This is a genomic window from Promicromonospora iranensis (genome assembly GCF_028994805.1).
GTDB classification, from domain to species: domain Bacteria; phylum Actinomycetota; class Actinomycetes; order Actinomycetales; family Cellulomonadaceae; genus Promicromonospora; species Promicromonospora iranensis.
In genome coordinates, this window is record NZ_JAJQQP010000005.1 from 198,227 (window position 1) to 210,031 (window position 11,805).

General features: G+C 72.4%; 9 protein-coding genes. 2 read left to right on the plus strand and 7 right to left on the minus strand.

Going from position 1 to position 11,805, the window contains the following annotated elements; all coding sequences use genetic code 11:
- Positions 1–10 precede the first annotated feature (10 nt).
- From LUM46_RS10155 to LUM46_RS10180, 6 genes are all read right to left on the minus strand, one after another.
- The gene (locus LUM46_RS10155; RefSeq protein ID WP_274993722.1) at positions 11–1,621 is read right to left on the minus strand and encodes an alpha-amylase family glycosyl hydrolase; all 1,611 of its coding nucleotides are present in this window, start codon (positions 1,619–1,621) and stop codon (positions 11–13) included.
- 77 nt (positions 1,622–1,698) lie between these two features.
- Positions 1,699–3,267, minus strand: a complete 1,569-nt coding sequence (locus LUM46_RS10160) for a glucoamylase family protein (protein ID WP_274993723.1) — start codon at positions 3,265–3,267, stop codon at positions 1,699–1,701.
- A gap of 89 nt (positions 3,268–3,356) precedes the next feature.
- Positions 3,357–4,544, minus strand: a complete 1,188-nt coding sequence (locus LUM46_RS10165) for a glycoside hydrolase family 1 protein (protein ID WP_274993724.1) — start codon at positions 4,542–4,544, stop codon at positions 3,357–3,359.
- A gap of 10 nt (positions 4,545–4,554) precedes the next feature.
- Positions 4,555–5,403 carry a carbohydrate ABC transporter permease gene (locus tag LUM46_RS10170; RefSeq protein WP_274993725.1) on the minus strand — a complete coding sequence of 283 codons (849 nt, stop codon included), beginning with the start codon at positions 5,401–5,403 and terminating at the stop codon, positions 4,555–4,557.
- On the minus strand, positions 5,403–6,293 hold the full coding sequence (locus tag LUM46_RS10175) for a carbohydrate ABC transporter permease (protein WP_274993726.1): 891 nt from the start codon (positions 6,291–6,293) through the stop codon (positions 5,403–5,405). Before LUM46_RS10175 ends, LUM46_RS10170 begins: the two co-directional genes overlap by 1 nt.
- Before the next feature lie 2 nt (positions 6,294–6,295).
- Positions 6,296–7,573, minus strand: coding sequence for an extracellular solute-binding protein (locus LUM46_RS10180; protein WP_274993727.1), 1,278 nt, complete (start codon positions 7,571–7,573; stop codon positions 6,296–6,298).
- A 195-nt stretch (positions 7,574–7,768) separates the two neighbouring features.
- Between LUM46_RS10180 and LUM46_RS10185 the strand changes: the two genes are divergently transcribed.
- Together LUM46_RS10185 and LUM46_RS10190 are read left to right on the plus strand one after the other, a co-directional pair.
- Positions 7,769–8,776, plus strand: coding sequence for a LacI family DNA-binding transcriptional regulator (locus tag LUM46_RS10185; RefSeq protein ID WP_274993728.1), 1,008 nt, complete (start codon positions 7,769–7,771; stop codon positions 8,774–8,776).
- Between the two features lie 61 nt (positions 8,777–8,837).
- Entirely contained in the window at positions 8,838–10,235 is a 1,398-nt protein-coding gene (locus tag LUM46_RS10190) for a glycoside hydrolase family 5 protein (protein ID WP_274993729.1), read from the plus strand.
- A gap of 15 nt (positions 10,236–10,250) precedes the next feature.
- On the opposite strand, the gene LUM46_RS10195 is transcribed toward LUM46_RS10190, so the two are convergent.
- Positions 10,251–11,795, minus strand: a complete 1,545-nt coding sequence (locus LUM46_RS10195) for an MGH1-like glycoside hydrolase domain-containing protein (protein WP_274993730.1) — start codon at positions 11,793–11,795, stop codon at positions 10,251–10,253.
- Positions 11,796–11,805: the final 10 nt, after the last annotated feature.

Below are 11,805 nucleotides of genomic sequence, written 5' to 3' on the forward strand. Positions count from 1 at the left end.
CGTTCGAGCGCTACGTGCCCGCCAGGTCGAGCACCGCGTAGCCGAATCCGTCGAGGTGCACCACGTCGGCCCCGTCGGTGCCGGCTTCCGTACGGCACCCCCGGGCGAGCACCGGCCGCGCGTCCGCGGCGCCCGGCAGCAGCTGACGCACTGCCGCGCGTCCCGGATTGAGCACGACGGCGAGCGTTCCGCCCCGGACGTACGCCACGGGGTACCCGGTGGCGAGCACCTCGACCGGCGAGGCGACGTCGAGACGGTCGTCCCCGTGCCGCAGGGCGATGAGCTCGCGGACCAGGTGCAGCAGCGAGTCGTCGTCGTCGAGCTGGGCAGCGACCGTGGGACGGTCCGGGTCGGGATCCTGCGGCAGGTAGGTGGGGGTCGCGGGGCTGCCCGGGCCGAGCATGCCCGCAGGAAGGTCACCCCACTGCATGGGGGTGCGGGAGCCGGCCCGGTCGTACGTCGGGCTCAGGCGTGAGCCCTCGAGGGTCGGCGTGCCCGGCACGAACCGCATGCCGATCTCGTCCCCGTAGTAGACCGACGGCAGGGCAGGCCAGGTCATCGTGAGCACGTGGGCGACACGGGCCTGCTCGGCGTCCCGCACGCCCGACACCAGCCGGGTGAAGTCGTGGTTCGACGTCGGCAGCCCCACCACGCCGCCGCGGCCGTCCGCGGCGATGGCGTCGGCCGCAGCGCGCCAGGCCCGGACGAACGTGGCCAGGTCGCCGCGCGCCTCGGCGGCGGCCCACGCCGGGACCTCGGCCCAGGACGGGTTCACCGTCCCGGCGCCGTCGTTCCACAGCGAGCGCAGGGGCAGCCCGTCGTCGTCGCCGCCGAACTGGAGGAAGAAGTCCGCGTGGAAGCCGGCGGGGACGGACACCCGCGGGTCGCCCCACTCGCTGATGAGCACACGGCCAGGAAACTCCCGGTCGAGCCACTCGCGCATCCCGCGCCACAGCGTGCTCGTCTCCACGTGGCCCGGGTCGTCCTTCACGAGCGACGACGCCATGTCGACGCGGAAGCCCGCGACGCCGAGGTCGAACCAGTGCGCCATGATCTGGCGCAGCGCGGCGCGGTTGGCCCGCGGGCCTGGAGCGTCGACCGGCTGGCGCCATGGCTCGGCCGGGTCGAGCCGGGCGTAGCCGTAGTTCAGCGCGGGCTGGACCGGGAAGAAGTTGGGCAGGTAGTACCCGCCGCGGGCGCCGGTCCCGGGCTGGAACCCGTCCACCGGCACGTCGCTCCAGACGAACCGGTGGTCGTCCGGGTCATCGGCCGACCACCGGAACCACGGGTGCTGGTCCGAGGTGTGGCCGGCCACGAGGTCGAGCAGCACCGAGATGCCTCGCCGGCCGGCCTCCTCGGTCAGCCGGGCCATGTCCTCGTTCGTGCCGTAGCGCGGGGCCACCTGGAAGAAGTCCGCGACGTCGTACCCGGCGTCGGCGAACGGGGAGACGAAGCACGGGCTGAGCCAGAGCGCGTCGGCTCCCAGCCAGGCGAGGTAGTCCAGGCGCTCGGTGATGCCGGCGAGGTCGCCGATCCCGTCACCGTTCGCGTCCGCGAAGGACTGCGGATAGATCTGGTACAGCACGGTGCGCCCCAGGCGCGAGGCGAGGTCGGAGGTCAACGGCCTGCTCCTTCGGAGGTGGAATGTCGGAGGTGGAATGTCGGAGGTGGAACGGACGACCGGCACGTCGGGTGGTGCTATCTCCGGCCGACGTTGAACGTCTCCATCGCCATCAGCGGGCGGACCTTCTGCTCCAGCGGGCCGGGCGCGACGTAACGCCGCATCGCGTCGTCGGCCAGCTCGTTCCCGAGCGCCGCCATGATCATGCCCTGGTCCAGCGCCAGGTAACGCTGGGAGACCTGGCCGCTGCGCACCGCCACGGCGTCGTAGAAGCCGCCTGGTCCGTAGGCGTCGAAGTCCCGTGCGATGCTCCGCAGGTTCGCCATCGACTCGCCGCGGGCGTACCGCAGCGCGAGGAACGAGGCGTGCGGCGTCACCACGCCGTCGCCGTACCCGGTGGGCGCGGGGGAGCCCTCCCGGCAGCCCTCGTAGGGCTGGTCGACCGTCGTGCGCTCCTGGTCCGAGGTGTAGCCGGGACCGTCGAGCCCCAGCTGGTCGACGCCGTACTCGCGGTACCCGCCGGCAGGGTCGTTCGACGGCGAGAAGCCCCAGTACCCGTAGCGGGCCTCCCGCATCCCGTGCTCGATCTGCCCCCGCACGTACAGCGGGTGGTTGCGGCCCCAGGACCGGGGTCCCCACGTCTCCTCGGGCACGAACAGCGGCACCATCAGCGCCTCGAACATGCTGCCGCCCCACGTCGGCACCACCCGCATGCCGCGGTAGGGCAGCGCACCCTCGAAGACGGGGACACCCAGGTACTCGGCCCACTCGCCGGTCGGCCGCGTCTCCGTCCAGTCCCAGTCGCAGCTGTCCGGGAACGTGCGGTACGTGCCGAAGTAGTGCTCCGGCGGGATCTGCCCCTCGGCGATGCCCAGGTACGAGGCGATGCGCGGCTCCGTGTTGAACGCCCCGTAGTGGTGGCCGGTGTACCAGACGTCCGCGCCCATGCCGCAGTAGTCACCGGCGACCGGCGCCGTCTCCTGCGGGTCGGTGTCCCAGAACCCACCGCGGATCTGGTTCTGTGCGGCGTCGTAGTAGCAGCCGAAGTCCATGCGCTCGCGGACGGCGTCCGCCTCGTCGGCCAGGGACGGCTCCGCGCGGCTCGCCAGCAGCAGGCCGGTGGCCAGCCAGCCGTTGTCGACGCTGGACAGGAACGGCTTGACCGGGTCGCCGCTCGTGGGGAACTCCAGCAGCTTGGCGCCCGTCGCCGGGTCGTACCAGTTGTAGAACATGCCGCTGGGCTCGTGCCTCTCGAGCCCGGCGACGGTGTCGAGCGTGGTCGCCAGGCGCTCGCGCGCCTCGGCGCGCTCGATCAGCCCGACGTCGCGGGCGACCACCGTGCTCCACAGGTAGGCGCCGATGTTCGTCGGCGAGGTGTAGCCGCCGCGGCTGCCCGGGCTGAGGTCACCGCCGATGTTGTCGTCGGGCAGCCCGGTCTCCTCGACGACCAGGGCGTCGAACGAGCGCCACGTGTCCGCCGTCCAGGTACGCAGCGTGCGCTGGTCACCGCCCGCGCCGCGGTGCGCCTCGACGCCGTCGTCGCCGGTGCCCGTGCCGGCGCTCGCTGGTACCGCCGTGAGCGCCAGTGCGGCGACGGCCGCCGCCGCGACCGCTGCCCTGCGTCTGCTCGGGATGTGCGTGCTCATCTGTGACTCCTCTACGTCGTCGTAGCCGTGGTCGTCGTCGTTGCAGGTCGTGCGGTCGTGCGGTCGGTGTCGCCCAGGCGGCCCGGGGCTCAGGCGGGCAGCTTGCCCGTGCGGGCGACGTCGCCGAGCCAGGCCAGGCTGGGCTTGGGCGTGCGCTCGAACGTCGTGCGGTCGACGGCGATCAGGCCGAACGTCGGGGCGAAGCCGCTCATCCACTCGTAGTTGTCGAGCAGGGACCAGTGCAGGTACCCCTCGATGCGGCAGCCGCCGGCCATCGCCCGGGCCATGCTCTCCAGGGCGCCGCGGGTGTAGTCGATGCGGCGGGCGTCGTCGGCGGTGGCCATCCCGTTCTCGGTGACGATCATGGGCACGCCGCCGGTGATGCGGTGGGTGTACTCCAGCGCCTCGCCCAGCGCCTGCGGGTAGTACTCCCAGCCGGTCAGGGTGCGCTCGACGTCGTCGCCGAAGGGCACGGGCTCGCCGTCCGTCCCGATGATGGTGCGCAGGTAGCTCTGCACGCCCACGAAGTCGTCGCCGCGCGCGACCTCCAGGAAGAAGTCCTCGCGGGGGTAGGCGTAGGCGTCCCGCGCGGCCTCGGCGCCGGGAGCCGCCTGGAACACCTGGTTCGCGACGGTCCAGCCGGCCCGCACGTGCCCCAGGCCGTGCAGGATCTCGACGGCCCGCCGGTGGGCCGTCGCCTGCACCTCGGACGCCGCCTGGTCGGGTGCGGCCAGGCCCGCGGCGTCGAGGTTGGTGCGCCGGCTCGCGCCCAGCATCATCGAGGTGATGTTGGGCTCGTTGATCGTGACGACGTGCCGCACGTCGCCCAGGATCTGCGTGACGGTCTCGACGTACCGGCTGAACGTGTCGACGGCGTCGGGCGCGAACCAGCCGCCCCGCTCGGCGAACCACCGCGGCAGCGTGAAGTGCAGCAGCGTGACGACCGGCGTGACGCCCGCCGCCAGGCACACGTCGATCATGCGGCGGTAGTGGGCGAGCTGGGCCCGGGATATCTCACCTTCGGCGGGCTCGATGCGCGCCCACTCGACCGAGAAGCGGTAGGCGTTCAGGCCGGCGTCGGCGAGCAGCCGGACGTCCTCCGGGTAGCGGTGGTAGCTGTCGACGGCGTCGCCGGAGCTCTCGGCGCACAGCGTCCCGGGGACGTGCTCCTTCGCCCACCAGTCGCTGTTGACGTTGCCCCCCTCGATCTGGTGCGCGGCGGTCGACGCGCCCCACAGGAAGCCGGGTGCGGTGGGCAGCGTGATCTGTTCGGTCACGGAAGGACTCCTACTTCAGGCCGGTGGTGGAGATGCCCTGCACGATGTGCCGCTGCAGGGCCAGGAAGACGATGAGGATGGGCAGCACGATGACCGTCGCGCCGGCGACGAGCAGGCCGTACTGCACGGTGTTCTGGCCCGTCGAGTACAGGGCGAGGGCGACCGGCAGGGTGTACTTGTCGGCCGACTGCACGGCGACCAGGGGCCACAGGAAGTTGTTCCAGGACCCGAGGAAGGTCAGGATGCCGAGCGTCGCCAGCGCGGGCCGGGTCTGCGGCAGCACGACGGCGAAGAACGTGCGGAACTCGCCGGCGCCGTCGACGCGCGCGGCGTCGAGCAGCTCGTCCGGGATGTCGAGCATGAACTGCCGCATCAGGAACACGCCGAACGGCGCCGCCAGGAACGGCAGGATGAGCGCCGCGTAGGTGTTGATGAGGTCCAGGTTGGCCACGAGCACGAAGAGCGGCACGAAGGTGACCATGCCCGGGACCATCAGGGTGCCCATGACCAGCGCGAAGAGCGTGCGCCGGCCGGGAAAGTCGAGCTTCGCCAGGGCGTAGCCGACCATCGCGCTGAACAGGACCGACCCGACGGTCACGACCAGCGCCACCACCACCGAGTTCAGGAAGTACCGCGGGAAGTTGAGGGTGGCGAACAGCTCGGTGTAGTTCGCCCACGTCAGCTGGTCGGGGAGGAAGGTGGGCGGGAACTGGCGGATCTCGCCCTCCGGCTTGACCGAGGACACCACCATCCAGACGAGCGGCCCGATCGAGGCCGTGAGGCCTGCCAGGAGTGCGGCGTTCAGAGCCACCGCGCGCGGGGTGAAGCGGCGCCGACGGGGCGCGTCGTCGTGTGCCATCACTTCTCCGTCCTGAGCAGGCGGAACTGGAGGTACGACAGGATCACGATGGCGACGAACAGCACGTAGCTCATCGCGGCGGAGACGCCGTAGTTGCCGAACCCGAACTGGTTGAAGATCTCGTAGGCGACCGAGTTGGTGGCGCCCAGCGGCCCGCCCTGCGTCATCACGAACGGCTCCTCGAAGAACTGCAGGTACCCGATGCCGGTGATGACCGCGCAGAACAGCAGCGTCGGCCGCAGCAGGGGGACCGTGATGGACCGGAACTGCCGGACGGCGCCGGCGCCGTCGATGGCCGAGGCCTCGTACAGGTCGCGAGGGATGCCCTGCAGACCGGCCAGCAGGATCACCATCGAGTACCCGACGTTGCGCCAGGTGGCCATCACGATGAGGGACGGCATGGCCCAGACCTCGTCGGTGAGCCAGCGCGGCCCGTCGATGCCGAGCACGCCGAGACCTGAGTTCACGAGCCCGAAGTCGGGCTGCAGCAGGAACCGCCACACGACCGCCACCGCGACGATCGAGGTCACCACGGGGGCGTAGAACCCGACCCGGAACACCGACCGGAACCACACCAGGCCCGAGTTGAGCAGCACCGCCAGGAGCAGCGCGATCCCGAGCGTCAGCGGCATCGCCACCCCGACGAAGTAGAGCGTGTTGCCGGCGGCCTGCTGGAACTTCGGGTCACCGAGGACCGCGACGAAGTTGTCGAGCCCGACGAAGTTCACCGCCCACGGGCTCTTGAGGTCCGCCCCGTGCATGTCGGTGAACGCCATGTACAGGGAGGACGCGACCGGGAGCAGCATGAACACGGCAAACAGCACCGCGAAGGGCAGCGCGAAGCCCCAGGCGGCGAGGCCGGTGCGGCGGCGGCGTGCGGAGACGGTCACGGTCAGTCCAGGCCCGTCCCGATCGAGGTGGCGGCGTCCTGCATCTGCTGCGCCGCGTCCTCGGCGCTCAGGTCACCGGCGATGACCTGCTCGATGAGGAGGTCCAGCTCGTGCTCGATCTCGGCCCAGCTCGGGATCGCGGGCGTCGAGCGCGCGGTGGTGAGCACGTCCTGGTAGACGGCCACGGCCTCGTCGTCGGCCAGGGCCGGGTCGTCCCAGGAGGCCTGGACGGCGGGCAGGTCGCTGGAGATCTCGAACCAGTCGACCTGGGTGGCCGGGTCGGTCGCGAACTGGACGAACTTCCACGCCGCGTCGGGGTTGGCGGCGTCGGCCAGGACGGCGAGGTTGGAGCCGCCGATGAACGATCCCGTCGCCTCGTCCGCGGGCAGCGGCACCACGCCGAACGAGTCGGCGAAGTCGTCGCCCGCCGTCGTCAGCAGGTTCGCGCGCTCCCACGGGCCGGAGACGAACGAACCGAGCTTGCCGTCGATGAAGTTCTGCACCTTCTCCTCCTCGACGAGCACCGGCGGGGCGAGCCCGTCGCGCATGAACGAGGAGTAGTACTCCAGCGCCTTGATCTGGGCGTCGCTGTCGAGGGTGAACTCGCCGGCGTCGTCCATGATCTCGCCGCCCGCCTGCCAGTAGAACGGGAGGTACATCAGCGCCGTGGAGTTGCCGCGCGTCTGCAGCGCGATGCCGTGCTCGGCGCCGGCGTCCTGCAGCCTTGCCGCGAAGTCCGTCAGGTCCGCCCAGGTCTTCGGGGCTGCCAGGCCCTCCTGCTCCGCGAGGTCCTTGCGGTAGTACAGGACGCGCGACTCGACGTACCAGGGCACGCCGTAGGACGTCCCGTCGACGACAGTGGTGTCCCACGCGCCCGGGAAGAACGCCTCGGAGTCGATGCCCTCCGGGGTGGGCGCGAGGCCGCCGAGCTCCACGAAACCGCTCAGGAGGGTCGTCCCGACCTGCATGACGTCGGGCACCTCGCCCGTGGCGATGGCGGTGTTGATCTTCTCGGTGGACGACTCCCACGGCACGGGCGTGACGTTCACCGTGGCGTCCGGGTTGTCGGCCTCGAACTGCTCGGCGAGCTCGGGCAGCAGCTCGCCCTCCGTACCCATCGCCCAGACCTCGATGGTGCCCGTGGCGGGGCCGTCGGTGATGCTGCTGGAGCCTGCGGCCGTGGTGCCGGCCTCGTCGCTGCGTCCGCAACCCGTGAGGGCGAGGGCCAACGCGAGGGTCGACGCCGTCGCCGCGACGGCGAGGCGAGGTGTCCTGTTCACGATCACTCCTTTGTTGATCCGCTGTTCCGAAATTTCGAAGACGAATCTCGGAAAGACCCCGGGAGGTTAGACGCGACCGGATCGCGTGTCAATGGGATCGTGCCCGGAAGTAGCGGGCTGCGCGCCGGGTCCACTGCGTCTCCGCTACGATCCTGATTTCGGAAACACCAGGTCGCCCACGCCCACGGAGGACAGATGACACAGGACCAGCCCCGCACCCCGCTCGCCGTCGTGGCGGCTGAGGCGGGCGTCTCGGTCCCCACGGTCTCCAAGGTCCTCAACACCCGGCCCGACGTCGCAGGCGTCACCCGCGCCCGCGTCACCGAGGTGCTGGAACGGCATGGCTACGCCGTCCGGCCGCCGTCGGCGAAGCCCACGGGCATGATCGACGTCCGGATCGTCGACTTCGAGGGCACGTGGTCAGAGGCGGTGGTCCGCGGCGCCGTCGCCGGCGCGCGGCGGTTCGGCCTCGACGTGGTGCTGGCCGTCGAGCCCGACCCCGACGACTGCAGCTCCTGGGTCCGGCACGCGCTGGAGCGCGGCACCGACGGCCTGGTCAGCATCGTCGCGGTGCCCGACGCCGACGCCCGGAGCGCGCTGGAGAAGTCCGGCACGCCGCTCGTCGTCGTCGACCCGCGGCAGCGCCCGCCCGAGGGGATGCTCAGCGTCGGGGCCACCAACTTCCAGGGTGGGCTCGAGGCGACGGCGCACCTGCTGGGCCTGGGCCACCGGCGCATCGCCACCATCACCGGCGCGCTCGAGCAGGACAACGCCATCGCCCGGCTCGCGGGCTACCGCGCCGCGATGATCCGGGCCGGCGTGACCACCGACGACGAGCTCGTGTACGTCGGCGCGTACGGCGTCACCTCGGGGTACGAGGGCGCCCAGCGGCTCATGGCGCTGGACGACCCGCCCACCGCCATCTTCGCCAGCAGCGACGACACCGCCCTCGGCGCGCTGCGTGCCCTGCGCGAGGCAGGCCTCTCGGTGCCGCGCGACGTCTCGCTCGTCGGCTTCGACGACCTGCCGATCGCGCCGTGGATCGACCCGGCGCTCACCACCGTGCGCCAGCCGCTGGCCGAGATGGGCGCCACCGCCGTCGACCTCGTGCACCGGGCCCGCACGGCCAGCGGCCACACGCTCCGCACCGAGCTCGCGACCAGCCTCGTGGTACGGGCCTCCAGCGCGGCGCCCGCTCGCTAGGCTGCCGGGCGAAACCGTTTGTCGCGCACGTTGATCACGCACCGCGCAAGGAGGCGCCACCATGTCCGACCTGCCCTTCCTCACCGTCCGCGGCACGGATCTCGTGGACGAGGGCGGCACGCCCGTCCGCCTGGCCGGCGTCGGCCTCGGCGGCTGGATGAACCTCGAGAACTTCATCACCGGGTACCCCGGCACCGAGGGCAACCTGCGGCGCCTGCTGCTGGACCGGATGGGCCGCGAGTCCTACGACGCGTTCTTCGACGCCTTCTACACCGACTTCTTCGACGACGCCGACGCCGCCCACCTCGCCGCGCTCGGGCTCAACTCCGTGCGCATCCCGTTCCACTACCGGCACTTCGAGGACGACGACCGGCCCTTCGAGCTCAAGGAGGAGGGCTTCGAGCGCCTCGACCGGGTCGTCCGGCTCCTGGCCCGGCACGGGATCTACAGCATCCTCGACCTGCACGCGGCGCCCGGCCGGCAGAACCAGCACTGGCACAGCGACAACCCCACCCACGTCGCCGAGCTCTGGGTGCACCGGCACTTCCAGGACCGCGTGGTGCACCTCTGGGAGGCGCTCGCCGACCGGTACCGCGACCGGCCGGAGGTGGCGGGGTTCAACCCGCTGAACGAGCCGTCCGACCCGACGGGTGAGGTGCTCCCGGCGTTCTACGCCCGCCTGACCGCCGCCATCCGCGCCGTCGACGCCCGGCACGTCCTGTTCCTGGACGGCAACAAGTACTCCACCGACTTCAGCGCCTTTGCCGCACGAGCCGAGGGCGCGGGCGAGAACACCGTCTGGACCGCCCACGACTACGCCCTGCCGGGCATCGCCCGGGACGCCCGGGCCTACCCCGGCGAGGTGCGGGGCGAATGGTTCGACCGCGACGTGCTGGAGCAGTCGTTCCTGCGTCGCACCCAGTTCCAGCGTGAGACCGGCACGCCGATCTGGATCGGTGAGTTCGGCCCCGCCTACCCGGACCCGGCCCAGGACTCCTGGCGCCTGCAGATCCTGCGCGACCAGCTCGACGTCTATGCGGCGCACGGAGCGTCGTGGGCCCTGTGGACCTACAAGGACATCGGCCTGCAGGGCCTGGTCACCGCCCGGGCCGACTCGCCGTACGTGCGGCGCATCGCGGAGGTGCTCGCCGACAAGCAGCGCCTGGGCGTCGACTCGTGGGGCGGTTCGGACGCGGGGGTCCGCGACGTGCTCGACCCCATCGACGCCCTGTTCGACCGCGAGTTCCCCGACTACGCCCCCTGGCCCTGGGGCCGTGCGCCGCACGTCGCCCTGCTGGTGCGGCACGTCCTCCTGGCCGAACCGCTCGCAGAGAGGTTCGCCGACACGTTCCGCGGCGTCCTGCCCGACCAGGCCCGGGCGCTCGCGGCGTCATTCCGGTTCGATGCCTGCGACAGCAGGGCGGCCCTCGCGGACCTCCTGCGCTCACACCTGACGTGACCCGCCCGACCCGACCTACGCGCGCAGCTCCCGTTGGTCCGGGGCCAGGGTCAGGTCCGCGCGGCCGCCGTCGGGCAGGGTGAGCGTGCCCCGGACGGGCCGGCCGGCCACGCCGGCCACGGCCACCACCTCGCCCGACGGCGCCAGCTCCACCCGCCAGCCGACCGGGAAGGCCAGCCAGGGCGTCCCGTCCCGGGTGACGGTGACCCGGCCGTCCGCGACGGTCTGTGACCAGAGCCCGGTGCGGGTCGACCGCTCGTAGGTCAGCGACTCGACGCCGGGCCACCGGCCGGGGTCCGCCGTGGACAGACCGGTGCACCGGACGCCGCCGTCGGGCAGCTCCAGCACGCCGAAGAACCGCTCGACCGCGTCCAGGAAGAACAGCGCGGCGGGGGAGTAGCCGGAACCGTACCCGGCGTCGCCGGTCCACGGGTCGAGGGTCTGGGGGAACCGGTCGGTGCGCAGCAGCGCGTCGAAGGCGCCGCGCAGCGCCCGGGCCAGCTCGACGGTGCGCCCGTGCGCCTCGAACGCGCGCGGCGCGCGGAGCAGCGCGAGGAAGTTCACGGGCCCGCCCCAGGAGTTCCGGGTCGCGTCCCGGTCGAAGCGAGGGTCGTCCAGGGCGACCGAGGTGAACCCGGCCGGGGACAGGAACCCCTGCGGGCTCATCAGGTGCCGCCGGAGCAGATCGTCGAACAGCGCGTCGTCACCGACCTCGCACGCCAGGACCCGCAGCAGCACGTCCGACCGGAGGCGTACCGGCTCACCCGTCGTGTCCAGGTCGTACCAGGCGGCGTCCGCCACGTCCCACAGTCGGTCGAGGGCCGCGCGGCTGTCCGACGCCGCCGCCCGCCACGGGCGCGGGTCCTCGCCCAGCGCCTCGGCGGCCCGGGCGAGGTAGGCGCGGCGGGCGTACGCCTCGGCCGTCAGGTCGGGCGCGACGAACGGCAGCCGCGGGTTCCCCGCGTCGAAGCGGGCGGGGTCGCCGTCAGGGCAGGTGTCGGGGACGTGCCAGAACCGGGGCGAGGCGTCGTGGCCCGTGTCGTAGGTGCAGAACGCCTCCACCCCGCCGGTGCCACGCGTGTCGCGGTGCGCGGCGACCCACGCGTCGTCGGCCGCGAGGGCCTCGTACATCTCGCGCAGGTAGACGGCGTCCCGGTCGGCGGCGGTGGAGCCCGTGCGCAGGTAGTGCTCCCAGACGCTGCGCGCGAGCGGGGTGACCCGCTGGATCTGGGCGTGGGCGGCGCCGTCGTCCGTCACCTTGTAGGGCAGCAGGCCGTCGGCGCGCGCCCCGTGCGCCAGCAGCAGGTGCGTGGCGCGCGCGACGCCGGGCGCGAACCGCGCGAGGACCTCGGTACTGATGCTGCCCGTGCTCTCCAGCCAGCAGCCCGGGTAGGGGCCGCCCTCGGTGAGCGCGCCGGAGGGCGCACCGGGCAGCGGCCGCACGCACGCGGCGACGTCGGCCAGGGCGGCGCGCCAGGTGCTCGTGATCGCGGCGGCACGCTCGCCGCCGGTGACCTGGAGGGTGGCACCGGCGGCGAGCTGGTCCGGGGTGAGCGGCACTGCGGCGGCC